25 protein-coding genes are annotated in these 26,639 nt (G+C 61.9%); 14 read left to right on the plus strand and 11 right to left on the minus strand.

The window, feature by feature from the left end:
• Both M2396_RS12290 and M2396_RS12295 read right to left on the minus strand, forming a co-directional pair.
• Positions 1 to 672 (minus strand): methionine ABC transporter permease, encoded by a 672-nt coding sequence (locus M2396_RS12290; protein ID WP_101322716.1) that lies wholly within the window; start codon positions 670 to 672, stop codon positions 1 to 3.
• A complete protein-coding gene (locus M2396_RS12295; protein WP_101322715.1) occupies positions 672 to 1,679 on the minus strand; it encodes a methionine ABC transporter ATP-binding protein in 1,008 nt (335 codons plus the stop codon). Before M2396_RS12295 ends, M2396_RS12290 begins: the two co-directional genes overlap by 1 nt.
• 223 nt (positions 1,680 to 1,902) lie before the next feature.
• On the opposite strand from M2396_RS12295, the gene katE reads away from it, so the two are divergent.
• Positions 1,903 to 4,047, plus strand: coding sequence for a catalase HPII (gene katE / locus M2396_RS12300; protein WP_188036904.1), 2,145 nt, complete (start codon positions 1,903 to 1,905; stop codon positions 4,045 to 4,047).
• A 38-nt stretch (positions 4,048 to 4,085) separates the two neighbouring features.
• Here katE and M2396_RS12305 read toward each other — a convergent pair whose 3' ends face one another.
• From M2396_RS12305 to zur, 4 genes are all read right to left on the minus strand, one after another.
• Positions 4,086 to 4,793 carry a PA5502 family lipoprotein gene (locus M2396_RS12305; protein ID WP_103435438.1) on the minus strand — a complete coding sequence of 236 codons (708 nt, stop codon included), beginning with the start codon at positions 4,791 to 4,793 and terminating at the stop codon, positions 4,086 to 4,088.
• 127 nt (positions 4,794 to 4,920) lie between these two features.
• Positions 4,921 to 5,703, minus strand: a complete 783-nt coding sequence (gene znuB, locus M2396_RS12310) for a zinc ABC transporter permease subunit ZnuB (protein ID WP_101322712.1) — start codon at positions 5,701 to 5,703, stop codon at positions 4,921 to 4,923.
• A complete protein-coding gene (znuC, locus tag M2396_RS12315) occupies positions 5,696 to 6,469 on the minus strand; it encodes a zinc ABC transporter ATP-binding protein ZnuC (RefSeq protein WP_101322711.1) in 774 nt (257 codons plus the stop codon). Before znuC ends, znuB begins: the two co-directional genes overlap by 8 nt.
• Positions 6,466 to 6,951: a zinc uptake transcriptional repressor Zur gene (gene zur, locus M2396_RS12320; RefSeq protein ID WP_101322710.1), complete on the minus strand. Its 486-nt coding sequence runs from the start codon at positions 6,949 to 6,951 to the stop codon at positions 6,466 to 6,468. The genes znuC and zur overlap by 4 nt, the downstream gene beginning before the upstream one ends.
• Positions 6,952 to 6,969: 18 nt before the next feature.
• On the opposite strand from zur, the gene znuA reads away from it, so the two are divergent.
• Entirely contained in the window at positions 6,970 to 7,941 is a 972-nt protein-coding gene (gene znuA, locus M2396_RS12325; protein ID WP_259075201.1) for a zinc ABC transporter substrate-binding protein ZnuA, read from the plus strand.
• Positions 7,942 to 7,984: 43 nt separating this feature from the next.
• On the opposite strand, the gene M2396_RS12330 is transcribed toward znuA, so the two are convergent.
• Positions 7,985 to 8,935 carry a homoserine kinase gene (locus tag M2396_RS12330; protein WP_101322708.1) on the minus strand — a complete coding sequence of 317 codons (951 nt, stop codon included), beginning with the start codon at positions 8,933 to 8,935 and terminating at the stop codon, positions 7,985 to 7,987.
• A 68-nt stretch (positions 8,936 to 9,003) separates the two neighbouring features.
• Positions 9,004 to 9,291: a DUF2782 domain-containing protein gene (locus M2396_RS12335; protein ID WP_101322707.1), complete on the minus strand. Its 288-nt coding sequence runs from the start codon at positions 9,289 to 9,291 to the stop codon at positions 9,004 to 9,006.
• A gap of 74 nt (positions 9,292 to 9,365) precedes the next feature.
• Here M2396_RS12335 and polA point away from each other — a divergent pair, with 74 nt between their 5' ends.
• Positions 9,366 to 12,140: a DNA polymerase I gene (polA, locus tag M2396_RS12340; RefSeq protein ID WP_101322706.1), complete on the plus strand. Its 2,775-nt coding sequence runs from the start codon at positions 9,366 to 9,368 to the stop codon at positions 12,138 to 12,140.
• Positions 12,141 to 12,463: 323 nt separating this feature from the next.
• Here the strand turns inward: polA and yihA are convergent, their stop codons facing one another.
• On the minus strand, positions 12,464 to 13,096 hold the full coding sequence (gene yihA, locus M2396_RS12345; RefSeq protein ID WP_101322705.1) for a ribosome biogenesis GTP-binding protein YihA/YsxC: 633 nt from the start codon (positions 13,094 to 13,096) through the stop codon (positions 12,464 to 12,466).
• A 207-nt stretch (positions 13,097 to 13,303) separates the two neighbouring features.
• On the opposite strand from yihA, the gene M2396_RS12350 reads away from it, so the two are divergent.
• The 7 genes from M2396_RS12350 (at position 13,304) to M2396_RS12380 (ending at position 20,656) form a co-directional block, all read left to right on the plus strand.
• A complete protein-coding gene (locus tag M2396_RS12350) occupies positions 13,304 to 13,591 on the plus strand; it encodes a cytochrome c5 family protein (protein ID WP_224785572.1) in 288 nt (95 codons plus the stop codon).
• A gap of 31 nt (positions 13,592 to 13,622) precedes the next feature.
• A complete protein-coding gene (locus tag M2396_RS12355; protein ID WP_101322703.1) occupies positions 13,623 to 14,240 on the plus strand; it encodes a cytochrome c in 618 nt (205 codons plus the stop codon).
• Positions 14,241 to 14,510: 270 nt separating this feature from the next.
• On the plus strand, positions 14,511 to 15,146 hold the full coding sequence (gene dsbA / locus M2396_RS12360; RefSeq protein WP_101322702.1) for a thiol:disulfide interchange protein DsbA: 636 nt from the start codon (positions 14,511 to 14,513) through the stop codon (positions 15,144 to 15,146).
• Between the two features lie 11 nt (positions 15,147 to 15,157).
• Positions 15,158 to 16,012, plus strand: coding sequence for an endonuclease/exonuclease/phosphatase family protein (locus M2396_RS12365; RefSeq protein ID WP_101322701.1), 855 nt, complete (start codon positions 15,158 to 15,160; stop codon positions 16,010 to 16,012).
• Between the two features lie 28 nt (positions 16,013 to 16,040).
• Positions 16,041 to 18,050, plus strand: coding sequence for a GGDEF domain-containing protein (locus M2396_RS12370; RefSeq protein WP_259075209.1), 2,010 nt, complete (start codon positions 16,041 to 16,043; stop codon positions 18,048 to 18,050).
• Between the two features lie 63 nt (positions 18,051 to 18,113).
• Positions 18,114 to 18,905: an N-acetylmuramoyl-L-alanine amidase gene (locus tag M2396_RS12375; protein WP_409035099.1), complete on the plus strand. Its 792-nt coding sequence runs from the start codon at positions 18,114 to 18,116 to the stop codon at positions 18,903 to 18,905.
• 131 nt (positions 18,906 to 19,036) lie between these two features.
• Positions 19,037 to 20,656: an EAL domain-containing protein gene (locus M2396_RS12380; RefSeq protein ID WP_371918891.1), complete on the plus strand. Its 1,620-nt coding sequence runs from the start codon at positions 19,037 to 19,039 to the stop codon at positions 20,654 to 20,656.
• 6 nt (positions 20,657 to 20,662) lie between these two features.
• On the opposite strand, the gene M2396_RS12385 is transcribed toward M2396_RS12380, so the two are convergent.
• A complete protein-coding gene (locus M2396_RS12385) occupies positions 20,663 to 22,429 on the minus strand; it encodes a KinB sensor domain-containing domain (RefSeq protein WP_259075215.1) in 1,767 nt (588 codons plus the stop codon).
• Positions 22,430 to 22,437: 8 nt separating this feature from the next.
• Entirely contained in the window at positions 22,438 to 23,784 is a 1,347-nt protein-coding gene (gene algB / locus M2396_RS12390; protein ID WP_101322697.1) for a sigma-54-dependent response regulator transcription factor AlgB, read from the minus strand.
• Positions 23,785 to 23,993: 209 nt separating this feature from the next.
• Here algB and M2396_RS12395 point away from each other — a divergent pair, with 209 nt between their 5' ends.
• The 4 genes from M2396_RS12395 to M2396_RS12410 all read left to right on the plus strand — a co-directional run bounded on the left by M2396_RS12395 (position 23,994) and on the right by M2396_RS12410 (position 25,955).
• Entirely contained in the window at positions 23,994 to 24,815 is an 822-nt protein-coding gene (locus tag M2396_RS12395) for a BON domain-containing protein (RefSeq protein WP_150570248.1), read from the plus strand.
• A gap of 176 nt (positions 24,816 to 24,991) precedes the next feature.
• Complete coding sequence (locus tag M2396_RS12400; RefSeq protein WP_101322695.1) at positions 24,992 to 25,279, plus strand: hypothetical protein; 288 nt, start codon at positions 24,992 to 24,994, stop codon at positions 25,277 to 25,279.
• A gap of 40 nt (positions 25,280 to 25,319) precedes the next feature.
• On the plus strand, positions 25,320 to 25,481 hold the full coding sequence (locus M2396_RS12405) for a DUF1328 domain-containing protein (protein ID WP_101322694.1): 162 nt from the start codon (positions 25,320 to 25,322) through the stop codon (positions 25,479 to 25,481).
• Positions 25,482 to 25,484: 3 nt separating this feature from the next.
• The gene (locus tag M2396_RS12410) at positions 25,485 to 25,955 is read left to right on the plus strand and encodes an inhibitor of vertebrate lysozyme family protein (protein ID WP_101322693.1); all 471 of its coding nucleotides are present in this window, start codon (positions 25,485 to 25,487) and stop codon (positions 25,953 to 25,955) included.
• Positions 25,956 to 26,639: the final 684 nt, after the last annotated feature.

Consider the following 26,639-nt stretch of genomic DNA (forward strand, 5'->3'; position numbering starts at 1 on the left):
TTACTTACGGGAAAAATGCACGACCAGTTTGTCGCCGACGCTTTGCAGAACTTGAACCAGGATCAGCAACATAACCACGGTGACCACCATTACATCGGTCTGGAAGCGCTGATAACCAAAGCGGATCGCCAGGTCGCCGAGGCCACCAGCTCCGACCACACCGGCCATGGCGGTGTACGACACCAGGGTGATCGCGGTCACGGTAATCGCCGCGAAGATGCCCGGGCGCGCCTCGGGCAGCAGTGCGTTGGTGATGATCTGGCGGGTGGTCGCGCCCATCGACTGGGTCGCTTCGATGATGCCGCGGTCAACTTCACGCAGCGCCGTCTCGACCAGGCGGGCGAAGAACGGCGTGGCGCCGACCACCAGTGGCGGGATGGCCCCGGCGACGCCCAGCGAGGTGCCGGTGATCAGTACGGTGAATGGGATCATCACGATCAGCAGGATGATGAACGGCAGAGAGCGCAGGATGTTCACCACCAGCGACAGCAGCGCGTACAGGCCTTTCTGCTCGAACATCTGCCGCGGCCCGCACAGGAACAGCAGCACGCCCAGCGGCAGGCCCAGCAGCACGGTGAAGAACAGCGAGCCGAACAGCATGATCATGGTGTCGATGGTCGCCAGCCAGATTTCGGCCCAGTCGACATTGGCGAAGAAATTCAAAGCGTCCATCAACGCAGTACCTCCATATGCACATCAGCTGCGCTGAAACGGTCGAACGCGGCTTGCATGTCGCCGCCGGTAACGGCCAGGGTCAATTGCCCGTAAGGCACGTCCTTGATGCGGTCGATACGCCCGGCGAGGATGCTGTAGTCGACCCCGGTTTCCCGGGCGACAGTGCCGAGCAGCGGTGCGTAGGTGGCATCGCCCTGGAAGGTCAGGCGCACGATCCGGCCAGGCACATGGGCAAAGTCGTCGCGCTGTTCGCCTTCGTCGACTTGCTCGTCCTCTTGGACAAAACGCTTGGTGGTCGGGTGCTGCGGGTGCAGGAACACCTCGGCAACACTGCCTTGCTCGACGATCAGGCCAGCGTCCATCACCGCCACGCGGTCGCAGACCCGACGGATCACGTCCATTTCATGGGTGATCAGGACGATGGTCAGCTTCAATTCGCGGTTGATCTCGGCCAGCAGTTGCAGCACCGAGGCCGTGGTCTGCGGGTCGAGGGCGCTGGTTGCTTCGTCGCACAGCAAAATCTTCGGCCGGGTCGACAACGCGCGGGCAATGCCGACGCGTTGCTTCTGCCCGCCGGAGAGCTGCGCGGGATACTTCTTGGCGTGATCGGACAAACCGACCCGCGCCAGCAGCTCGGTGACGCGCTGGTCGATTTCGCTGCGCGACAGCTCACCGGCCAAGGTCAGCGGCAGCGCCACGTTGTCGGCCACGGTCTTGGAGGCCAGCAGGTTGAAGTGCTGGAAGATCATCCCGACCTGCTGGCGGAAGCGCCGCAGCTGGTTGGCATCGAAGCCGGTAACGTCTTCACCATCGACGATGATCTTGCCACCGCTGGGCGCTTCGAGGCGGTTGATCAGGCGCAGCAAGGTGCTCTTGCCAGCGCCGGAGTGGCCGATCAGGCCGAACACCTGGCCATTTTCAATGGTCAGGCTGGTCGGGTTCAGGGCGGGGATGTCCCTACCGGCGACGCGGTAGGTCTTGTGCACATGTTGAAACTCGATCACTGAGCGAACCTTGTGGGGCGCAATGGAAATAGGGTCTGGCGGTAAGCCGGGGGGCGCATTTTAGCCTTTTCCCCTGGGTCTTCTTAGCATTTATTTCGTATTGGTCCAATCCAACCGGCATAACGCGACAGTCGGCAATGGAATTGAACGCATGCGCACGGCCATCAGTCACTAGCAAACGAGCCCGAATGGGCCGCCCTGAATACCGATGAGGAGAGCCGACATGTCGCGCAAGCACCCGGATACCCCGAAACAGAGTGAGATGGCCGGTACCGACACCCCGGACCGTGCCAACACCAACGCCAAACTGCAGAGTCTGGAAGCCTACCGTAGCGACGCTACCGGCGAGGCGCTGCGGACCAATCAGGGCGTCAAGATCGCTGACAACCAGAACACCCTCAAGGCGGGTGCGCGCGGGCCGTCGTTGCTCGAAGATTTCATCATGCGTGAAAAAATCACCCACTTTGACCATGAGCGCATCCCCGAGCGCATCGTCCATGCCCGTGGCACTGGCGCTCATGGTTACTTCCAGAGCTACGGCAAGCATGCCGAGCTGACCAAGGCCGGTTTCCTCCAGGACCCGGAGAAGATCACTCCGGTGTTCGTGCGCTTCTCCACCGTGCAGGGCCCCCGCGGCTCCGGTGACACGGTGCGCGACGTGCGCGGCTTCGCCGTGAAGTTCTACACCGACGAAGGCAACTTCGACCTGGTCGGCAACAACATGCCGGTGTTCTTCATTCAGGACGCGATCAAGTTCCCCGACTTCGTTCATGCGGTGAAACCTGAGCCACACAATGAAATGCCCACCGGCGGTTCGGCTCATGACACCTTCTGGGACTTCGTCTCGCTGGTGCCGGAGTCGGCGCACATGGTCATCTGGGCGATGTCCGACCGGGCTATCCCGCGCAGCCTGCGGATGATGGAAGGCTTTGGCGTGCATACCTTCCGCCTGATCAACGCCGAAGGCGTGGCCAGTTTCGTCAAGTTTCACTGGAAGCCGAAGCAAGGCGTGCACTCGGTGCTGTGGGACGAGGCGCAGAAGCTGGCCGGCAAGGACACCGATTTCCATCGTCGCGACCTTTCCGAAGCGATTGAAACCGGCGACTACCCTGAGTGGGAACTGGGCGTGCAGATCGTGCCTGAGGCCGACGAGCACAAGTTCGACTTCGACCTGCTCGACCCGACCAAGATCATCCCCGAAGAGCTGGTGCCGGTGACGCCATTGGGCAAGATGGTGCTCAACCGCAACCCGGACAACTTCTTCGCCGAGGTCGAGCAGATCGCCTTCTGCCCTGGCCATATCGTGCCGGGTATCGACTTCACCAACGATCCGCTGCTGCAGGGCCGCCTGTTCTCCTACACCGACACGCAGATCAGCCGCCTCGGTGGCCCGAATTTCCATGAGATCCCGATCAACCGTCCTGTTGCGCACAACCACAACGGCCAGCGCGATGGCATGCACCGCATGGAAATCAACAAGGGCCGTGCCTCGTACGAGCCGAACAGCATCGATGGCGGCTGGCCGAAGGAAACCCCGGCAGCGGCTGAAGACGGTGGCTTCGACAGCTATCAGGAGCGGATCGATGCACGCAAGGTTCGCGAGCGCAGCGAGTCGTTCAGCGATCACTTCTCGCAGGCGCGCCTGTTCTTCCACAGCATGAGCCCGAACGAGCAGCAGCACATCATCAAGGCCTACAGCTTTGAGCTGGGCAAGGTCGAGCGGGAATACATCCGTGCCCGTCAGGTCAACGAGATCCTCGCCAATATCGACCTGAAGCTGGCGGCGGCAGTAGCGGCCAACCTGGGTCTGCCGGCGCCGAGCAAAGGCACCGTGCAGGTCAAGGGCTCGAGCCTGGCCGAGTCGCCAGCGCTGAGCCAGCTCAATCACCCGGGCAGCGTGGGTATCAAGGGTCGCAAGATTGCCCTGCTGCTGGCTGACGGTGTGGATGCGGCGGACGTCGATCGTCTGGTCAAGGCACTTGAGGCGCACAGCGCCAGGCCAATGCTGCTGGGCCCAACCTCGGCGCCAGTAAAAGCGGCCGATGGTTCCAGCCTGGCGGTGGATGCGTCGATGGAAGGCATGCCGTCGATCATGTTCGATGGTGTGCTGGTGCCGGCCGGCAAGGCCGCAATTGATGCGCTGGGGCAGAGCGGTTTGGCCAAGCACTTCCTGCTGGAAGCGTACAAGCACCTGAAGGCCATCGCCTTTGCCAAAGACGGCAAGGCGCTGGTCGGCAAACTCGGCCTGGCCGAAGACAAGGGCTTGTTGCTGGGCAATGATCAGAAGGCGATCGATGCCTTCGTCAAAGCGGTCGAAGCGCACCGGGTCTGGGAGCGCGAAGCTGCTGCAGAAGCCATTCCGGCTTGATCGATCACCCCGGCAGGCTCGCCTGCCGGGGTTTTATTTCAACGCTGATGCGGTACCAGCACGACTTGAGCGGGCAATGAGCGCTGGATTTCATGGCGCTGGTTGAGCTCATAGCCACTGTCGAGCTTGTGTACGCGCTTGCCCAGCAGCGTTTTCAGCCACGGCGCGTCGTCCTTGCGTGGCACCTGGAACACCACTTCACACTGATAACTGACCACGTCTGCGGCGATGTCATCCAGCTGCCGGCGCAGGGCGCGGCTGTCTGTGGTTTTCAGGGCGATCACGGTGCTCGGTGCGGTGGGGTCGATCACGCGCGCCTTGGGCTTGGCTTCAGCGGCCTTCAAGGCAGCTTCGGCACGGTCCAGCTCGGCTTTGCGCGCATGGGCAACGGCATCCCCGGCGGCCAGCGCCGGCGCTTGCGGCATCAATGCCCGGGCCCGCGCCAGCGCGGTCGCGGCGGCATTCACGTCACCCTTTTGCAGGACGATCTGGCTGCGCTGCAAGTAGGCTTCGGCGAGCTGGCGCTGGTGCTGCTCCACGCGCGGGTCTTGCGGCGCCTGGGCTTGCAGGGCGGTCAGCTGATCTTCAGCAGTGGCCAGTTCGTTGCTGGCGATGTTCTGCTGCAGCTCGGCCCATGGGTCGGCCTGGGCAGGCACGCTCGGCTGTTCGACCGGGGCGCTGGCACACGCGGCCAGGCCCAGCGACAACACGGCAACAAGCAGATAACGGGAGGCGAACGGCTTCATTCCTGCGACTCTCTATTTGCGCAAAAAGCGAGCAAGTCTACACCCAGGTGCGCACGCTCGAAAACAAGTCTTACAGACCCTTTACCCGCGCATTGGTTGCAAGATGCGCCAAAGTGCGACCCGTGTCTCAGCGTTTGGGCAGGGCCAGGCTCAGCAAGAATAGCACTGCCGCGCAGACCACGATCGATGGCCCGGCCGGCGTGTCCTTGAACCAGGACATTGCCAGCCCGCCACATACCGCCACTACACCGAGCAGGCTGGCACCCAGCGCCATCTGTTCGGGCGAGCGCGCATGGCGCTGGGCGGCGGCGGCCGGGATGATCAGCAGCGAGGTGATCAGCAGCACGCCGACGATCTTCATCGCCACCGCAATCACCACGGCGATGAGCAGCATCAGGGTCAGGCGCAGCGCCGCTACCGGCAGGCCTTCGACGGTTGCCAGCTCTTCATGTACGGTCACCGCCAGCAGTGGGCGCCAGAGCGCGGCGAGCAACAGCAGCACGGCTGCACTGCCGCCGATGATCCAGCCCAGGTCCGTTGGGCTGATCGCCAGCAAGTCGCCAAACAGATAGGCCATCAGGTCGATGCGCACGTCGTGCATGAAACTCAGCACCACCAGGCCCAGCGACAAGGTGCTTGGAGCAAGAATCCCCAGCAGCGTATCCGACGCCAGCGGCTGGCGCTGCTGCAGCGTCACCAGCAAGATCGCCAGCAGCAGGCAGCCGACGGTTACCGCCAACGCCGGGCTGACATCCAGCACGAAGCCCAAGGCAACGCCGAGCAAGGCCGCGTGCGACAACGTGTCGCCAAAATAGGCCATCCGCCGCCAGACCACGAACGAGCCCAGCGGACCTGCAACAACTGCCAGGGACAAACCGGCCAGCAGGGCGTAAAGAAGAAAATCAGCCATGCTTGCAGTGCTCTCCGTGAACATGGGCGCCAGGGGTGACAACTGCGCCGTGCAGGTCGTGGCTGTGGTCGTGGTGATGGTGATAGATGGCCAGGCTCGGGGCGTTCTGGCCGAACAGTTCGACAAAGGCCGGGTCGCCGCTGACCTGCTCGGGGTGGCCGGAGCAGCACACATGGCGGTTCAGGCAGACCACCTGATCGGTGGTGCTCATGACCAGGTGCAGGTCGTGGGAGACCATCAGCACGCCGCAGCCGTAACGGTCGCGCAGGCGTGTGATCAAGCTGTACAGCTCGGACTGCCCCGCCACATCGACGCCTTGTACCGGTTCATCGAGCACCAGCAATTGCGGCTTGCGCAGCAGGGCTCGGGCCAGCAGCACGCGCTGCATCTCGCCGCCGGAAACAGTCTGTAGCGGGCTGTCGATGACCTGCTCGGCGCCGACTTCCTGCAATGCCGCCAAAGCTGCGCCGCGGTCTACCCCAGGCACCAAACGCAGGAAGCGCAGTACCGACAGTGGCAGCGTCGGGTCGACCTGGATCTTTTGCGGCATATAGCCGATACGCAGCTTGGGCTTGCGCCAGACGCTGCCACGATGCGGCTTGAGCAGGCCGAGCACGGCCCGCACCAGGGTGGTCTTGCCAGCACCGTTGGGGCCGATCAGCGTGACGATCTGGCCTGGCGCAACCGCCAGGTCGATGTTGTCCAGTACGGCTTCGCCAGCAAAGCTGACGCCGACTTGCTCAAGTCGGATCAGGGCGTCGCTCATGCCGCGCCTCGGCAGTTGCCGCACAGGCCGACCACTTCCACGGTCTGGGTTTCAACCTTGAAGCCGACCGCGTTGGCGCTGGCGATGATCGCGCCACTGATGCTGTCCTGCTCAAGCTCGATGGCGATATGGCACTCGCGGCAGATCAGGAACTGGCCCTGATGGGCGTGTTCCGGGTGGCTGCAGCCGATGAAGGCATTGAGCGAGGCGATGCGGTGCACCAGGCCGTTCTCGAGGAGAAAGTCCAGCGCCCGATAAACGGTCGGCGGCGCCGCGCGGCGGCCATCCTGCTCGCTCAGTACGGCAAGAATATCGTAGGCACCCAGCGGCTTGTGGCTCTGCCACACCAGCTCCAGCACCCGCTTGCGCAGGGCAGTCAAACGCAGACCCTGACGCACGCAGATGGCGTCGGCTTCAGCCAGCGCACTGTGCACGCAATGGGAGTGGTCGTGGGGGCGGTGAGCCAGCGGAGTAATCGACATGGGCGGCGACGGTTCTTAATGGAGACGTTATTATGTTACCTGTTTCTGACACGTCGAGTATTCACCGTGCCCCGTTTCCTTGTGCTTTTTGTCGCTTTGCTCGCCTGCTCGGCCCATGCCGAGGTGCGTGTGCTGACCAGTATCAAACCGCTGCAGCAGATCGCTGCGGCCGTTCAGGACGGTGTCGGCAGCCCTGATGTGCTGCTGCCGCCGGGTGCCTCCCCGCACCACTATGCGCTGCGGCCGTCCGACGTACGGCGCGTGGCCGATGCCGACCTGCTGTACTGGATCGGCCCGGACATGGAGAGCTTCTTGCCGCGGGTGCTCGGCAGCCGCAGCAAGCAGACCGTGGCGGTGCAGTCGCTGAAGGGCATGCAGCTGCGTCATTTTGGTGAAGACAGCCATTCCCATGATGAGGCCGGTCATGATGAAGCTGACCATGACGAGCATGATCATGACCACCGCCCGGGTAGCCTGGACGCGCACCTGTGGCTGTCGTCGGTCAATGCCCGGGTAATTGCCGGGCAGATGGCGGCCGACCTGAGCAAGCTCGACCCGGCCAATGCGGCGCGTTATCAGAGCAATCTGAGCGCCTTCGATGCGCGCCTGGATGCACTTGATCAGCGCATCAAGACCCGTGTGGCGGGCGTTGCCGACAAGCCCTACTTCGTCTTCCACGAGGCGTTCGATTACTTCGAAGCGGCTTACGGGCTCAAGCACACCGGCGTGTTCAGCGTGGCTTCGGAAGTGCAGCCGGGTGCTCAACACGTGGCGGCAATGCGCAAGCGCTTGCAGGAAGTGGGCAAGACCTGCGTATTCAGCGAGCCGCCGCTGCGCCCACGGCTGGCTGAAACGCTGACCGCAGGGCTGCCGGTGCGGCTGGCCGAGCTGGATGCGCTGGGTGGCAGCGAGCCGGTGGACAGCAAAGGCTACGAGCGCTTGCTGGAAAACCTCGCGAACGGCCTGGCTGGCTGTCTGGAACAGCTCTGACGGCTCTTGAAGGAGCGTCCCGGCAAGGACGCTCCTGCAAGGCTCAGAGCGCGAACGGCAGCTTCAGGTCGATGTGCTGGCGCTGGGCCAGGCGCACTTCGAACTCGCGTGGGTCATGAATGGTGACGTCCATGCCGGCGAACTGCTCGGCGGCAATCAGCCGCGACAGCCAGAAGCGCACACAGGCTACCCGCAGCATCAGCGGCCACAGCTCGGCTTCGGCCGCGGTGAACGGGCGCAGCGCGGCATAGGCGCCGAGCAAGGCCTGCGCGCGCGGCAGGTTGATCCCCGCCGCTTCGTCCAGGCACCAGTCATTCACGGTAATTGCGATGTCATACAGCATCGGCCCTGAGCAGGCGTTGTAGAAGTCGATCAAGCCGGTGAGGTGGGTGCCTTCGAACATCACGTTGTCGCGGAACAGGTCGGCGTGCAGGTTGGCCCGTGGCAGCGCCAGGATCTGCGCCTTGTGCGCGGCAATGTCAGCCAGGGTCGGCTGCAGCAGGGCCTGCTGGTGCTCGCTCAGGTGCGACAACAGCTCGGCGCCCGACTCCAGCATCCAGTCCAGGCCACGGTCAGTCTTGCGCTCAAGGATCTGCTCGCGGGTCGCCAGATGGATATGCGCCTGCAGTTCGCCAACCTGGGCGCAGTGCTGGTTGTTCGGCGCCATCACATGCTTGCCGTTCAGCCGTGGTTGCAGCAGCGCAGGCTTGCCGCACAGCTCCCGCAAGCCATGGCCATCGCGGTCGCGCAGGGCGTAGGGCACTGGCATGTCGGCCTGGTGCAGCACATCCAGCAGGTCGATGAAAAACGGCATGTCTTCGGCCGGGCCGCGCTCGATCAGGGTCAGGACAAACTCACCCTGCTCCATACTGACGAAGAAGTTGCTGTTCTCGGTACCGGCGGCGATGCCCTGGAAGTCGAGCAGACGGCCCAGCTGATACGGCGCCAGAAAGGTTTCCAGCTCGGGCCGGGACACAGGGGTGAAAACTGACATGATGAAAAGTTGCCCATGCGGGCACTTCCGCCGGGAAGTGCCAGGTTGATGTGACGGTACGCGTCAGATTACCACTCGAATATCTTCCACGATGGAATCAGCATGTCCGGCTGGTCGGAGCGGATGAAATTGCCATCCGAGCCATCGGCGCGTACCAGAAAATAAGGCTTGCCGCCTTTCGGCGTGACTTTGATCGCATACAGGAAGCCGTTTTGCCGGTATTCCTGAATGGTTTTATCGCCTTCCGTGCGAATGGTCACATCGGGATCAGCCGATGGGGCGTCGTCCGCCGCCTGGGAGACGATCGGCATGGTTGCCAGAAGGCCGAGCAGTAACAGGCGATTGAGTGTCCGCATGATAACCTTGTCCCTTTGTCGTCATTGATCTGGCTATTCTAGCGCCGGACCCGTCGAAAAGGTTGATTCTGCTCATGAGCCTAGCTCCCCTCGTCCTGGTGGACGGTTCGTCCTACCTGTATCGCGCCTTCCACGCGCTGCCGCCGCTGACCACCTCCAAGGGTATGCCCACCGGTGCCGTCAAGGGCGTGCTGAACATGCTCAAGAGCCTGCGCCGGCAATATCCGGACAGCCTGTTCGCGGTGGTTTTCGATGCCAAGGGCGGGACCTTCCGCGACGCCCTGTTCGCCGACTACAAGGCCAACCGGCCGAGCATGCCGGACGACCTGCGGGTGCAGGTCGAGCCATTGCACGCCAGCGTCAAGGCACTCGGCTATCCGCTGCTGTGCGTGGAAGGGGTCGAAGCCGACGACGTCATCGGCACCCTGGCCCGCAGCAGTGCGGCGGCCGGGCGCCCGGTGATCATCTCCACCGGCGACAAGGACATGGCCCAGCTGGTCGACGGCCACATCACCCTGGTCAACACCATGACCGGCAGCGTCATGGACATTGCCGGTGTGCACGAGAAGTTCGGCGTCGGCCCTGAGCACATCATCGACTTCCTGGCGTTGATGGGCGACAAGGTCGACAACATCCCCGGCGTGCCCGGCGTTGGCGAAAAAACTGCCGTCGGCCTGCTGACCGGCATCGGCGGTGGCTTGAAGGACGTCTACGCCAACCTCGACAAGGTCCCGGCGCTGCCGATTCGCGGCGCCAAGAGCCTGCCTGCCAAGCTCGAGGAGCACCGCGATGCGGCCTTCATGTCGTATGAGCTGGCTACCATCAAAATTGATGTGCCGCTGGATATCGAAGTCGATGCGCTGGTCTGCGCCGAGCCGGATCGCGACGCGCTGCTGGCGCTGTATGCCGAAATGGAATTCAAGAGCTGGATCGCCGATGTGCAGCGTGATGCGGCAAAGGTTGGCGAGGAGCTGGCGCCGGCGCCGGTAGAGGAAGCGCCGCAGGCCAAGGTCGAGCCGCAGTACGAGACCATCCTCGACCAAGCCCGCTTCGATGCCTGGCTGGAAAAACTGCGCCAGGCGCCGCTGTTTGCCTTCGACACCGAGACCACCGGGCTGGACGCGCAAAAGGCGCAGCTGGTTGGCGTGTCGTTCGCGGTCGAACCGCATGTGGCCGCCTATGTGCCGCTGACCCATGACTACGAAGGCGCACCGGCCCAGCTCGACCGTGACCAGGTATTGCTGGCGCTGAAGCCGCTGCTGGAAGACCCGCACAAAGGCAAGATCGGCCAGAACGCCAAGTACGACATCAATATTCTGGCCAACTGCGCAATTGGCGGTGATGAGGCCAATGGCATCGATATGCGGGGTGTCGCCTACGACACCATGCTCGAATCCTACGTGCTCAACTCCAACGCTACCCGCCATGACATGGACAGCCTGGCGCAGAAGTACCTCGACCACACCACCATCACCTTCGAGCAGATCGCCGGCAAAGGCGCCAAGCAGCTGACCTTCAACCAGATCCCACTGGACAAGGCCGGCCCTTACGCCGCCGAAGACGCCGACATTACCCTGCGCCTGCACCAGGCACTGCAGGCGCACCTGGCGAAGACCCCCAGCGTGCAGCCGGTGCTGATGGACATCGAGATGCCGCTGGTGCCGGTACTGGCGCGGATCGAGCGCCAGGGCGCGCTGGTCGATGCCAATCTGCTGGCCATCCAGAGCGGCGAGCTTGGCTTGAAAATGGCCGAACTGGAGCGCGAGGCGTATGCCCTGGCCGGGGAAGAATTCAACCTCGGCTCGCCCAAGCAACTCGGCGTGATCCTCTACGACAAGCTGGGCATGCCGATCCTGAGCAAGACCAGCAAAGGCCAGGCATCTACCGCCGAGGCGGTGCTGGCCGAGTTGGCCGAGCAGGACTATCCGCTGCCCAAGGTGCTGATGCAGTACCGCTCGCTGAGCAAGCTCAAAAGCACCTACACCGACAAGTTGCCGCACCAGATCAACCCGCGCACCGGCCGGATTCACACCTCGTATCAGCAGGCTGTGGCAGCCACTGGGCGCCTGTCGTCGAGTGATCCGAACCTGCAGAACATTCCGATCCGCACCGCCGAAGGCCGGCGTATTCGGCAGGCGTTCATCGCCAGCCCTGGCTACAAATTGCTCGCGGCCGACTACTCGCAGATCGAATTACGGATCATGGCCCACCTGGCCAAGGATGAAGGCCTGTTGCATGCCTTCCGTAACGACCTGGACGTGCACCGGGCGACTGCTGCAGAGGTATTTGGCGTTGATCTGGCTGCCGTCACCACCGACCAGCGCCGTAGCGCCAAGGCGATCAACTTCGGCCTGATCTATGGCATGAGCGCCTTTGGTCTGGCCAAGCAGCTTGGCGTCGACCGTAAACAGTCGCAGGACTATATTGACCGCTACTTCACCCGCTACCCAGGCGTGCTCGCCTACATGGAGCGCACCCGCGCCCAGGCTGCCGAGCAGGGCTATGTCGAAACTTTCTTCGGTCGTCGCCTGTACCTGCCGGATATCAACGCCAAGAATCAGGCCCTGCGCAAAGGCGCTGAGCGCACCGCGATCAACGCCCCGATGCAAGGCACTGCCGCCGACATCATCAAGCGCGCCATGGTCGCTGTGGATAACTGGCTGAGCAGCAGCGGGCTGGATGCGCGGGTGATCCTCCAGGTACACGATGAACTGGTGCTGGAAGTGCGTGAAGACCTGGTCGAGCAGATCAAGGCCGAGATCCGCCCGCACATGAGCGACGCGGCTCAGCTGGACGTGCCGTTGCTGGTCGAAGTCGGCGTTGGGGCGAACTGGGACGAGGCGCACTAAGACGTCTGGCACGGGGTCTGCGGCTATCCGTGGACCCACGTTGCTTAGGCGTTTTTGCAGGCTAGGCAGCCCCTGTTAGCGCAAATAATTGCAAGCGCTGAGGAACTAAACCAGTGAAGCGGGACTCAGATCTACTGAATGGCTGGTGAAGCCGTTCGATGCTCCTATGTTGTGTTAAGTGTTGGCAGAATATCTGGACCCCGCCCTAACGGTCCGGACTTGAACCCCGAACTTCCCCCTCCCCATACGAAGTCCGGGGTTTTTTTTGCCTGCGATTTGGCTGCAGCGGCAATTTGCCGCTTACAGCACCCTCGCGTCAGCGCTTACTCGACAGGCTTGTCTTCCAGTTCCATCCAGCCGGCCAGGACCACGTAGGCTTCTTCCAGGCCCTGGCGCTTGGGCGCCGAGAACAACTGGATGGACGCGGTATCGCCCCAGCCCTTGCGGATTTCTGCCTGGATTTTCAGCAGGGTGTTCTTCGCTGCGCCGTAGGTGAGCTTGTCGGCCTTGGTCAGCAGAATGTGCATGGGCATGCCGCTGGCCTTGGCCCAGTCCAGCATCATCTTGTCGAAATCGGTCATCGGATGGCGCACGTCCATCATCAAAATGATCCCGCGCAGGCACTCACGGCCGCCCAGATAGGCTTCCAGGTGGCGCTGCCAGTGCTGCTTGAGCGGGATCGGCACCTTGGCATACCCGTAGCCCGGCAAGTCGACCAAACGCCGTTCATCGTCCAGACTGAAGAAGTTCAACAGCTGCGTGCGGCCTGGGGTTTTCGAAGTCCGCGCCAGGCTGGCATGGGTCAGGGTGTTGAGGGCGCTGGATTTACCGGCGTTGGAACGGCCGGCGAAAGCCACCTCGTAACCCTGGTCTTCCGGGCATTGATCGACCTTGGCGGCGCTAAGGGCGAAGGTGGCTTTCTGGCAGAGGCCGAGGATGGGGTTCTTGACTTGCATGGGATATCCGATGTGGGTGTTGCCTGAGCCAGGCTCGGCAAGCAGTGTCGTTTCCGTTTGGATCGCGGAAGTATATAATGCCCCAGTTTTTGTGTGTGCATTCTCCCAGCGAAGGAGGCGCACATGGGGTGTCGAACAATAGCTCGCGCATTAGAACGCAGCGCGGCCCCCAACCCTGAAAGGTCGTTACGCAAGGCGCAATGGCTAATGGCTGTTGGTATGTTCCTACCGTTTTTCAGTGCACAGGCTACACAGGATCCCGAGGCGTTGTACAACCGCAGCTGTGCTGCCTGTCACGCCGGACAACTGCCACAGGCCCCGATGAAGGGTGACGTGGCGGCCTGGGAGCCAAGGCTGGCGCAGGGTATGGAGGTACTGGTGGCGCATGTTAACAAGGGTTTCAAGGCTATGCCGCCGCGTGGATTGTGCATGGACTGCAGTACCGAGGACTACCGTTTGGTCATCCTTTGGATGAGCGGCAGTCCCGATACATAACATTTCACCCTTAGCCGTGTTGGATTAGCTGATGAACAAACTATTCGTGAGTCTGCTGTTGACCATGGGGGTTGCAGGTGCGGCAAGTGCTGCGGACCCTATCAAAGGCGACGCCGCCGCCGGTCAGGCGAAAACCGCCGTCTGTGGTGCCTGCCACAACCCCGACGGCAACAGCCTGGCGCCTAATTTCCCGAAACTCGCTGGCCAGGGCGAACGCTATCTGGAAAAGCAACTGCACGACATCAAGACCGGCAAGCGCGTGGTGCTGGAAATGACCGGCATGCTCGAACCGTTCAATGACCAGGATCTGGCCGACATCGCCAGCTACTTCGCCAGCCAGAAAGGCAGCGTCGGCGCAGCCGATCCGAAGCTGGTCGAGCGCGGGCGTGCCTTGTTCAATGGTGGCGACCTGAGCAAGGGCATGCCTGCCTGTACCGGCTGCCATTCGCCCGATGGCGCAGGCATTGCCTTGGCAGGCTTCCCACATCTGAGTGGCCAACACGCTCAATACATCAGCAAGCAGCTGACCGACTTCCGTGAAGGCAATCGTACCAACGATGGTGATGCGATGACCATGCGCAGCATCGCCAGCAAGCTGAGCAACAAGGATGTTGAGGCGTTGGCGAGCTATATTCAGGGGCTGCACTGAGGGGGTTAACCTTCAGTTAATGATTGATTGGTAAATGATGAAGGGTGGCTGGGTTGGTGCCAGTCGGTCGAGTTTGGGGCTGCTTTGCAGCCCATCGCGACACAAGCCCGCTCTACAGGGGGCGGCGGTGTTACGAGGCTCGGCTGACGCATTGCGCCCCGGCTGCCCTTTTTTTCGTCTGTTGCCGTTACACTATCGAACTCGCACCCTTCCCGGCCGGTCTTAGTTGAGGTCGCGTCGAGGTGACCACTGAATGCTCAGGAGTAATGCATGCGTAAACTGATTCTCAGCGCTGCGCTGGTCGCCGCCAGCGTTTTCGGTATCACCGCCGTTCAGGCAGCCGATACGGCTACCGCGGGTAAAGAATATATCGAGCTGAGCAACCCGGTTGCAGTCTCCCAGCCAGGCAAGATCGAAGTCGTCGAGCTGTTCTGGTATGGCTGCCCGCACTGCTACCACTTCGAACCGGTGATCAATCCGTGGGCTGAAAAGCTGCCTGCCGATGTCAATTTCAAACGCATTCCCGCCATGTTCGGCGGCCCATGGGATGCTCACGGCCAGATGTTCCTGACCCTCGAAGCCATGGGCGTCGAGCACAAGGTTCACGCCGCAGTGTTCGATGCGATCCAGAATCAGCGCAAGCAGTTGACCAAGCCTGAAGACATGGCTGAGTTCCTCGCCACTCAGGGCGTCGATAAAGACAAGTTCCTTGCCACCTTCAACTCCTTCGCCATCAAAGGCCAGGTCAAACAGGCCAAAGAACTGGCGAAGAAGTACGAAATCACTGGTGTTCCAAGCATGATCGTCAACGGCAAATACCGCTTTGACCTCGGCACCGCCGGCGGCCCGGAAGGCGTACTCAACGTCGCCGATCAGCTGATCGCCAAGGAGCGCGCCGCTAAGTAAGCGGCGAACCCATGGCTCGCGTGCGAACCACCCGAGGCGTTGGCCTGCATCAACCGCAGGTCAACGAGCATCACCTGCAGGCACCCGGCCTCCCGGAAGATGGTCGCCTGCGCCTGCTCAGTTTCAATATCCAGGTTGGTATCAGTACCGAGCGCTACCGCCATTACCTGACCCGCAGTTGGCAGCACCTGCTGCCGCACACCGGTCGGGCCGGCAACCTGCAGAAGATCGGTGCGCTGATCAGCGACTTCGATCTGGTGGCCTTGCAGGAAGTTGATGGTGGCAGCATGCGCTCGGGCTACATCAACCAGGTCGAGCACCTGGCCCAGTTGGGCGCGTTCCCATACTGGTATCAGCAGCTCAATCGCAACCTGGGGCGTTTTGCCCAGCACAGCAATGGCGTCCTCAGCCGGCTCAAACCGACTCATCTGGAAGATCACCCGCTGCCCGGCCCCGCCGGTCGCGGTGCAATCCTGGTGCGCTTCGGCGAGGGTGAAGATGCGCTGATCGTGGTCATGATGCATCTGGCGCTCGGTGCCAAGACCCGTGCGATGCAGCTCAGCTACATCCGCGAGCTGATTGGCGGCTATCGTCACCAGGTGTTGATGGGAGACATGAACACCCACGCCAACGATCTGTTGGAAACCTCGCCACTGCGCGACCTTGGGCTGATTGCGCCGCAGGTCGAAGCGACCTTCCCGAGTTGGCGCCCGCAGCGCTGCCTTGATCATATTCTGCTCAGCCCGAGCCTGACGCTGGAGCGTGTCGAGGTATTGGCCCAGCCAATTTCCGATCACCTCCCAGTTGCGGTCGAGATTCGATTGCCTGACGCATTGACTGTGGATACCCTGCCCGTCTTGAGCTAATTGCCATCACCGCGCAGTGGATCCGGGCATGACAGACGACGCAGAGCGTTGGAAAGAAAAATACCTTAAAAGCATCGAACAGCAGGAAAAGCTCGAGCGTCGCTGGGACGCCCGGCTCGACCTGCTGCGTCGTGGCCTGGTGCGCAGCACCCTGGCGGCTGAGGGTAGCGACAAGGCGGTGGACCAGTGCATGAAGGAAATGCGCGAAGTCATCCGCAGCGACAACATGGACGCTGGCCTTGCCAACCTGATCCCGCGCCTTGAAAAAACCGTGCTCGACTCCGAGCAGCGGCGCGAAACCCGCATGAATCAGGTCAGCGACGCGCTGACAGCACTGGTTACCCAGCTGCAGAGTTTGCCGCTGCCTGGCGAGGTCGCCCGGCCGCTGAAAAAACTGGCGAAAAAACTCGACGGCGGCGTTGGCCAGTCTCGCGAACTGCCGCCATTGCTAGGCGAACTCAGTGGCCTGCAGGGCAAAGCGCTGAGTTCGCTGCAAAACCAGGACGATGAGCATCGCCCGGGTTTTCTGCAACGATTGTTCGGCAAAAGCGACAGCGAGTCGCGCGCGGATACGCCGGAGCCGAGCAGCCCCGCGCCGAACGTGCCCGTTGCTGAAGCGCAGGCTCTGCCAGTCCTCGCCAGTGAGCCCCAGCCGCCCGTCGTGTCGGCCGAAGTACAGGCTCCAGCAGCTCCTGAGCCGGTCATCCCCGTCCGCGCAGCCGATGTCCTCCCTACAGTCGTTGAGCAAGGTGTTCAGCCAGCACTCACTGAGCCCGTGCAGGTACAACCTGTAGAGCCCGAGTCGTCAGGGCCTGCGCTGGTAGGGCCACCGACATCGGTGGCCGAGAGTGACGAACAGCCCGGCGAACCGCAGCAGCAAGCATTGGCTGAGGTCGAGCCGGACGAACTGGGGCCGAGCGAGGCGCCAGAGGTGGATGCTGAGCCAGTCGACGACGACGGCCCCTACGCTTTGCCCGACGCCGTCGAGCCGCCCTACAGCCAGGTTGCCCTGCATATCGAACAGACCTTGATCGGGTTGCTCGACGACCTCAGCCTGCCCGAACGGCACAAGGCGCAGGCGCTGGAAATGCGCGAGCGGGTTGCACGTGGCTTGAACTGGTACGAGTTGATCCCGGTGCTGGATGACCTGGCCGTGTTGATGCTGGCCATTACCGACAGCGGTCAGCACGAGTTCGAAGCGTACCTTCAGCAGCTGAACGAGCGCCTGGAGACCTTCCAGAGCCACTTGCACGAAGCCAGTGCCGGGCATGCCGACAACACCAGTGCTGCCCGCGAACTCGACAGCCAACTGCGGGAGCAGGTTGATGGCCTGCAAAGCAGCGTTCAGGGCGCAGCTGACCTCAACAGCCTCAAACATGTCCTCGACAATCGCCTTGAAGGCCTGCTGGTCACCATCGACGACCATCAGCAGGAACGTGACCGCCGCGAACAGGAGTTGGCTGGGCGCCTGCACGGCTTGGCCGAGCGTGTGGCGAACATGGAGCAGGAGGCGCTGGGCTACCGCGAGCACCTTGAAGAGCAACGCCAGAAGGCCCTGATCGACCCGTTGACCGGGCTGCCCAACCGCGCCGCCTGGTCCGAGCAGGTCGAGCGCGAAGTACTCGACTGGCAGGAAAATGGCGGTCAGCTGCTGATGGCGATCCTCGATCTCGACCATTTCAAGCGGATCAACGATGGCTACGGCCACCTGGCCGGGGACAAGGTCTTGAAGATCGTCGCCGACCAGTTGCGCAAGCGCATGCGCGGGCGCGACTTCATTGCCCGATTTGGCGGCGAGGAATTTGTCGTGTTGTTGCCGCAGACCTCGCCGGCAGCCGGCTTGCAGGTGGCTGAAACCCTGCGCGCGGCCATCGAAGCCTGCCCGTTCCACTTCAAGGGCGAGCGGGTAGTGATCACTACCTCCATTGGTATCAGCGCCTTTCGCACGGGCGAGCGCGGCGACCAGGTGCTCAAGCGTGCCGACACCGCGTTGTACCGGGCCAAGGATCTGGGGCGCAATCGGGTGGAGCAGGGCTAAGCGGTTTCCTACAAACAGTAGGCAGGGAGCACGTTATACTGTAGCAACTTCGTAGCTGCTGATATGTGTTCCCTGCCGATGAAAACTCTCTTTACCGCCCTGCTCGTTCTGGCCCTGACCGGCTGTAGCTCGGGGCTGCGCATTGATCGCAGCCACACCTCTGTGAACCAGGATGAGCGCATCCAGTTTGTCGTGCTGCATTACACCAACGCTTCACTGGAGCGCTCGCTCGCGCTGCTCACCAAGGGCGAAGTCAGCAGCCATTACCTGATTGGCGACGGCCCGGCCACGGTGTATCAGTTGGTCGACGAAAGCCGCCGCGCCTGGCATGCCGGCGACAGTCAGTGGGATGGGCGTACCTGGCTCAACTCGACCTCGATCGGTATCGAAATCGTCAATCCCGGTTTCGATGACACGCCCAACGGCCGCATCTGGTATCCCTACAGTGAGGCGCAGGTACAGTCGCTGATTGCCCTGCTCAAAGACATCGTCAAACGCAATAACATCAAACCTCGCTACATCATTGGCCACAGTGACATCGCACCGCTGCGCAAGCTTGACCCGGGCCCGCTGTTCCCGTGGAAGCGCCTGGCGGATGCAGGCCTCGGCATCTGGCCTGATGCCAACGCAGTCGCGCGTCAGCAGGGCTTCTTTGCGGTCAATCCGCCCAGCATCAACTGGTATCAGCAGCAGCTGGCGCGGTTTGGCTACGCGATCGAGCAGACCGGCGAGCTGGATGTAGCTACCCGGCACGTGCTGGCGGCGTTCCAGATGCGTTTCCGCCCGCAGCGCTTTGACGGGCAACCTGACGCGCAAACCGCGGCCATGCTGCAAGTACTCAATCAGATGCGCTGAGGCTGCTGCACCGACTGCTTGAGCGTGTTGGCCGAGCTATGCGTGGGTGGCAGTCGTGAGTAATACGCCAGACGGCCATGCTGATTAGCCGATCCGTTGCTATACCTTTGGTAATCAACTGGATGAGTGCGATGCCGACCTTTCTCGATGGGTTGCGCCAAATTTTCCACCGTCCCTGGCTGCTGGCCGCATTCGCGGCCCTGGCCAGCGCCGTCCTGTTGATTGCCGGCAGCGTTGGCGTTGCCCTGCAACAGATGAAAGAAAGCGAAAGCGCGCAGATGAACGCCCAGGGCGAGCGGTTTCTCGAGCGTCTGGAGCAGGTATTTGGGCAACTGCGCGAGGGCGTCGATCAGCTGCAGGCGCTGCCCTTGCGCGGCTGCGACGGGCGCATGCTGGCGGCGTTGCAGCAGGTCAGCCTGAGCTCGCGCTTCATCTACGAAACCGCTTACCTGGACGGCAACGAGCTCTGCTCCAGCCGTGGCAAGGAAAGCGCCATGCAGCCACTGCGCCCACCGGATATCCGCGGGCCCACCTACAGCTACTGGCTCAACACCACTACTGAACCTGATGAAAACCTGGCCGCGTTGATGCTTGGCCGGGGCAAGTTTCTGGTGTCGACCTCGCGCGGGCATCTGACCGATGTGGTCGATCTGCCACCGGGAGGCAGCCTGTTGGTAGTGCTCGATCATGGCAGTCGGGCTATCCCCGTGCTGGGCCCGGCCCAGCCGTGGCCACCGCTGGCCGAATGGCCGCCGCCTTCGGGCCAGTCATTGTTCGAGCAGAGCGACCGGCTGATCTACAGCATGCCGACCAAATCGCCGGACTATCAACTGGTGCTGATCGCCCCGCGTGTGGGCCTGCCCCTGAAGATGAACGGCCTGCTCTGGCTGTTGTTTCCGGGCAGTTTGTTGTTGGCTTGCTGCATCGGCTGGCTGGTGCTGCAGCTGATTCGGCAGCGCCGTTCGATGAGCTCCGAGCTGCAGAACGCACTACGCCGGGGTGAACTGCAGGTGCTTTATCAGCCTATCTTCGAGCTGGACAGCCGGCGCTGCGTCGGTGCCGAAGCGTTGGTGCGCTGGCGCCGCCCGGATGGCAGCCTGACCAGCCCCGACCTGTTCATTCCGTTGGCCGAGAACACCGGGCAGATCCGCGAAATCACCGACTTTGTGTTGCAGCGAGTGCTGGAGCAACTGGGCCAGTTGCTGCGCGCCAACCGCCAGCTGTACATCTCGGTCAACCTTGCCGCGTGCGATGTGATGGTGCCGCGGATCGGGCCGGTGGCCGCGCGTTTACTGGCCTTGCACCGGGTCCCGGCCAGCCAGATCGCCTTTGAGGTCACCGAGCGCGGGCTGATCGACGTGGTGGTGGCGCGCGACAACCTGCAAGCCTTGCGCGCGGTTGGCCATCAGGTGCTGATCGATGACTTTGGCACCGGCTATTGCAGCCTCGCCTACCTGCAGACCTTACCGGTGGATTGCCTGAAGATCGACAAGGCGTTCATCGACGCGCTTGGCCATGATGCCGCTAGCAGTGGCGTGGCACCGCACATCATCCGCATGGCCCACGACCTGCACCTGCGGGTGATCGCCGAGGGCATCGAGTGCGAGGATCAGGCGCTGCTGCTCAATAGCGAAGGGGTCAACTATGGCCAGGGTTGGCTGTTTGCCCATCCACTCAGCGCCCGCCAGTTCGCCGAGCTGATTACTCGTGGGCGGCGAGTCCGCTCACGGCGCATCGATGATGAGCCGTGAGCGGGTTCAGACTGGCAGGGCCATGTAGAACTGGGTGCCCTCGCCTGGCCTTGAAATGACCCCCATGCGCCCACCGTGCAGCTGGACGATTTCCTTGCACAGGGCCAGCCCGAGGCCTGCCCCACCCTTTTTGCGCCCAACCTGAACGAAGGGTTCGAAGATCCGCCCTTGCTGGCCGTAGGCAATACCCTCACCGTTGTCTTCGACGCTGATGATCACCCGCTCGCCGTGGCGCCGCGCATGCAGGCGAATCCGGCCACCATCAGGCGTATGGCGCACGGCATTGTGCAGGAGGTTGTCCAGCACCCGATCAAGCTGGGCAACGTCGGCCTGGATACGTGGCAATGGCTGTTCGAGCTCGATCACCAGCTCGACCTGCTTGTCCGCTGTCACCTCGGCGATGCGCGCCTGCGCCCGCTCAAGCATCTCTTCGACACCGCAGTGGGCCAGCTCGAGCTTCTGCAAACCACTCTGATAGCGGGAGAAGTTGAGCAGATCATTGATCAACTGGGTCAGGCGCTGCATTTCTTCGCCGATGGTGTCGAGCAGGTCGTTTTCGCGGGCCTGTGGCGGGAACGAGATCCGCTCGCGCAGTAGGCCAAAGGCCATGTGCATGCCGGTGACCGGGGTGCGCAACTCATGCGAGGCGCGTAGCACGAACTCGCTGCGCACGCGCTCGAACGCACGTTGCTCGGTGACGTCATGCAGCACCATCACCGCACCCAGAATCGGCCCTTGCGGATGGCTGACCGGGGTCAGGCTGTACGACAGCAGGCGCGTTTCGTCTTCGACTTCAATGCTCAAGTCTTCCGGTGGCCGGTCCAGGCTGCCGCCGCGCAATACCTGGCGCAGCTGCTGTTCAAGCTCGGGACGTTGCAGCGCCTCGACCAGGCTGGTGCCATGGCGGCTGGTTTCCCAACCCAGCTGCCGCTGGGCAACCGGGTTGAGATGCTCGAGGTGGCCTTGCTGGTCAATGATCAGCAACCCGTCGTCGATGCTGTCGAGCACAGCTTGCAGGCGCTGCTGACCAGCGAGGACTTCGTCGATATTGGTCGCCTGATGCTTGCGCAGGGCGTCTGCCATCAGCCCGAAGCGGCGGGTCAGCTGGTTCAGTTCGGTCGCCTGGGACAGCGGCAGGGTGACATTGAAGTTGCCTTGGCCGACTTCATCTGCGGCTTTGGCCAGGGCTTCGATCGGCAGGCCGAAGCGGCGCGCGATGTTGTGCGCAGTGACAAAGCCGAGGATCAGCACGGTCAAGCCCATCAGCCCGAGCAGGCCACTGATCAGCAGCGCGCGGTCACGGCTGGCCTCTTCACTGCGGGATATCTGCTCCAGTGACTGCTTGTAGGAGTCGATCAGGTCGGTGCGGACCTGATTGAAAGCAGCGCCGAGGGGCTTGTCGGTGGCCATGCTGCGGGCAGGATTGGGGGTTTGCCGGTAGGCCTGGAGAAAGGCCTGGTAATTGCTGCTGGCCTTGCTGAAACCGGTTTTCTCGCCGCCTTCCTGCAAGCCCTGGCTGAGCAAGGTCTGGAACTGGGTCTGCAGGTTGTTGAGGCTGTCGGCGTCGCTGTCCTCGTCCAGAATCAGAATCAACTGTTCGCCGAGGTTCTGCCGCAGCTTGAGGCCCAACTCCAGCGTATGGGTGGTATCACGCACCAGCGCTTGCTGAGTCGAGGCCATCTGCAAAACGCTGACCAGGCCCAGTAGCAGGCCCAGCAGCGCCACCGTGACCAGCGCTGAAATGCTTAAAAAGAGCCTCGCACGCAGCTTCATGGGCCACTTCACAGGTTGAATTGCTTGCGTTTGCGATACAGCGTCGAGGCGTCGATCCCAAGCGTCTTGGCAGCCTGATCAAGGGTATCGCTGGAGGCCAGCACCGCGCCGATATGGGCCCGTTCCAGCTCGTCCAGGCTCAGCGCAGCACCAATTCGCGGTGCATTGCTGGTGGTTTGCTCGGCCATGCCGAGGTGGCTGACTTCAACCCGCTCCTGCGGGCAGATGATGCTGGCGCGCTCGATCACGTTACGCAGCTCGCGAATGTTGCCTGGCCAACGGTAGTTGAGCAGGGCCGCGCGGGCCTCGTCGCTGAACCCACGTGCCGGCCGCGCATATTCCTTGACGAAGCGGGCGAGGAAACGGTCAGCCAGGGTCAGGATATCGTCGCTGCGCTCGCGCAGTGGCGGCAGGTGCAGGGTGATGACATTGAGGCGGTACAACAGGTCCTCACGGAAGCGCCCTTCGCGGACCATGTCATCCAGATTGAGGTTGGTTGCGGCCAGAATGCGCACATCGGCACGGCGGGTAACCGGATCGCCGACGCGCTCATATTCCTTGTCCTGAATAAAACGCAGCAGTTTGGGCTGCAGAGCCAGCGGGAAGTCGCCGATCTCGTCGAGGAACAGGGTCCCGCCATCCGCCTGGTTGACCCGCCCCAAGGTGCTTTCGCTGGCACCGGTGAAGGCGCCGCGGGTATGCCCGAACAGCTCGCTTTCCATCAGCTCGGCATTCAACGATGGGCAGTTGATGGTCACGCAGGCCTTGCGCGCACGCTTGCTCCAGCCGTGAATGGCCCGGGCCAGTTCGCCTTTACCAGTGCCGGATTCGCCGAGGATAAGGATGTTGGCGTCGGTGGTCGCCACCTGCCGCGCGGTTTCCAGCACGGCCATCATTGCCGGGCTGTGCGAATCGAGGCCGTCCTTGGGCTTGCGTACTTCGCCTTCGAGGGCTTCCAGACGCGCCGACAGCTGGCGTACCTCAAGCTGCTTGGCAGTGGCCAGGCGCAGTTGGTCCGGGCTGCACGGCTTGACCAAGTAGTCAGCAGCGCCAGCCTGGATCGCATCTACTGCGGTGTCGACCGCCGAATGGGCAGTGACGATCACTACGCGCATCCACGGTGCCTGCACGCGCATCTGCGCCAGCACATCGAGCCCGTTGTCTTCGCCCAAGCGAAGATCGAGGAAACACAAATCGAATACCTGACGCTGCAGCAGCGCCTCGGCCTGGGCCGCACTGTTGGCCGTGGCCACGCTGTAGCCTTCGTCTTCAAGGCAGTAGCGGAAGGTTCGCAGGATAGCGGACTCATCATCTACCAGCAGAATGCGGCCTTGATTGTCCTGGGTAGACTCCATTTTCCTACGCTCCATTAGGATTTATCTGAGTTAGTGTCGGAAAGATCGGGCAAGTTGCATGGTCAATTCTGAAGGATTCCGTCCTTTGCATGCTAGCCGTTGGTCGCGTATTCGGTTAACCAATTGAATATAAAGGTTTTTATCAGTGATTTTTGCCTGGCACGGTGGTTGCGAAGTTATTTGGATTTGTTTCAAAAGGAGCACTCAGCATGGCATTTTCCCCACGAAGCGCCGTTTTGGCGCTGTCCATCGCCGCTTTCGCCTCTCCGGTGTTTGCTGATCCGTTGCAAGACGCCCGCCTGCAAGGCGCGCTGCAAACCGCACTGTCGCTCAACCGTCTGCTCAATCCGTTTCGTATCGAGGTAGCGGTCCAGGAGCAGCAGGCGCGCCTCACCGGTGAGGTCGAAAGCGCCGTGGAGCGCCAGCTGGCCGAGGACGTAGCGCTGGCTACCCGCGGCATCGAGCAGGTGGATAACCAGTTGCAGGTCAACCCCGGTCTGGTCGAGCAGTCCTTGGACCTGCGCGCTTACGCCCAGCGGCTGGAGGATGCGACCCTGACGGCTATCGTCCGTGCGCGTTTGTCCTGGGCGCAGGTAACCAGCAAGGCGCCAATTGAAGTAGACAGTCGCGATGGTGTGGTCACCTTGCGCGGTCGCGTCGACCGGGTCGAAGCCAAGGAGGTGGCAGGCGTGCTGGCACGCACCACCGACGGTATCCACCTGGTCAACAACCTGATCAGCCTCGACACAGCGGCGATGGCCAAGGCGCGGGAAACGCCCGTGGCCGCAGTGCAGGGCGAGCAACCCTCGGACAGCTGGATCATCGACAAGATTCAGAGCAGCTACGGCTACAGCCGTAACCTGGATGGCCTCAACCTGAAGGTCAGCAGTGAGCAAGGCATGGTTCGCTTGGCGGGTGAGGTGGTCAGCCGGGAGCAGAAAACCATCGCTGTCGAGGTCGCGCGGCAAATCCTTGGTGTGCGCGGGGTTGACGCTGATTTGCTCAAGGTAGCGACCAAGGTCGAGGGCTGAGTCGTGCAATACGCACGACGCTAACGGCCCCATCGTGCAGGATACGTCCTACAGACACTGCCTACATGTTTTTAAGTGCTTGAAATATATACGTTTTTTAACATTGGCAAGACTGGCATGCAGGCTGCAATTACTTGTTCATAGCGTTTAACAAGAACATTGCAGGAGACATCGACATGAGTCGCCAACCAGTCAACCAGTCGCAGACCACCGCAGTGCCAGTACGTCAGTTTCTGTTCGTGGCACTTGCCCTGTTGGTAACCCTGGCCGCCGGCCAGTTTTACTACAGCCTGCAGACTGCACGACTGGCCGATCAGGTGGCAGCGCAGACAGCGCTGTTGAGCCAGATTCAGGCGACCCGTGCCAACAACCTGGTGCGTGCGGCAGATCCACAGCCGTCGCCAAAGGCCTCGTCCCCCGCCACTGTGCAAAACGTAGTACCGCAGGATCGCTGGGTGTTCTGAGGCGCCTGCATACAATTTCAAGGGAAAAAGGAGATTCATCATGCTTAGTTGGGCTATCACATTCCTGATCATCGCCATTGTCGCTGCCGTGCTGGGCTTCGGTGGTATCGCTGGCGCCGCTACCGGTATTGCCAAGATCCTGTTCATCGTTTTCCTGGTGCTGTTCATTGCTTCGTTCTTCTTCGGGCGCGGCAGGCGCTAAGCCATGAAGCGGATGATCAGCAAAGCCCTGGCTACTGCCCTGCTGTTGGGCAGTAGCGCGGCGGCGATGGCGGCCAATGATGGCCAGGTCCACGCCAACCAATTGTTGGCGACAGACCCCGAGTATGTTGAAACCTGGCAGGACACCCTGAAAGGGGAGGAGCGATTGCCCGAGTGGGTGATTAACCTCAGCGGCAGTTCGCAGGAGCAGATGTCGGCGGTGACAGAGGATGGCGACAAGTACCTTGTCGGTCCGCTGTGCGAATCGGCTGACAACTGCACCTACAAGCGGCTGATCGTGGCGTTTAGCTGGGACAAGGACGATGCCTACGGGATGCTCGTGGAAGTACCCGAGGGATTGCCCAAGGACAAGTCGCCAACCCGCCATGCGCAATACCGCTGGCTGGGCAAGCCGGATGACGGCATGAAGGCGATGTTGCAGGAGCAGCTCAAGCGTGATCCGAAGTGGTACTGACTAAAGTTCACGCAACTGTAATGCAATAGAAGCCGAACCTTTCTAAGGTTCAGGCTTCTATGATGCGCCGACTCGAAGAGGGTTGGCACATGACCATGGGGCCGGGCTGTTCTGACTGTTGCAGGGTCGGAGTGGCCTAGGGGTACAGGGAGTGCCTCCATTGATTGGGCCGGGTCAGGAAAAGATGGCATCGGAAGTCTCAGGTCTGGCAGTGCCGAATGCACTGTGCCAGGCCTGGCTTCCGAAGCGTCTATGGATGTGCTCCGAGCGCTTGTCGCCAAATTGTGCTGAAGACACATTTTGTCGTGACCGTACATCGAATTATTTTCCTCCGTAACCTCTCCTTTCCTACACCCTGTGCATCCCATTCGGATTGTCGAACAGAAGTTGTGCATGACCATGCCATATCTGCCAAATTGGCGGTTTCATGGCGCTTTGGTCTTGTTCGGAAAGCCGAACGTTATAAATCAATGACTTGCAGCTGCGTCGTTTTGCCTCGGGCTATTATGCCGATCCGGCATAGGGTAGTCGTTTCCGGCATTAGACTGGCCCCGCCTGCGTAGCAATAGTTGCCGCCTTTTTCGCTAGCCAGAGCGCCGAACCGCTCGCTTGCGCTGACCTTCGATGGAGTCGTCGTACGGAACAATCTCGCTGCCAAGCATGCTTCTAATGGCTCTGGTACGC

Source organism: Pseudomonas sp. BIGb0278 (assembly GCF_024809895.1).
Lineage (GTDB): Bacteria > Pseudomonadota > Gammaproteobacteria > Pseudomonadales > Pseudomonadaceae > Aquipseudomonas > Aquipseudomonas shirazensis.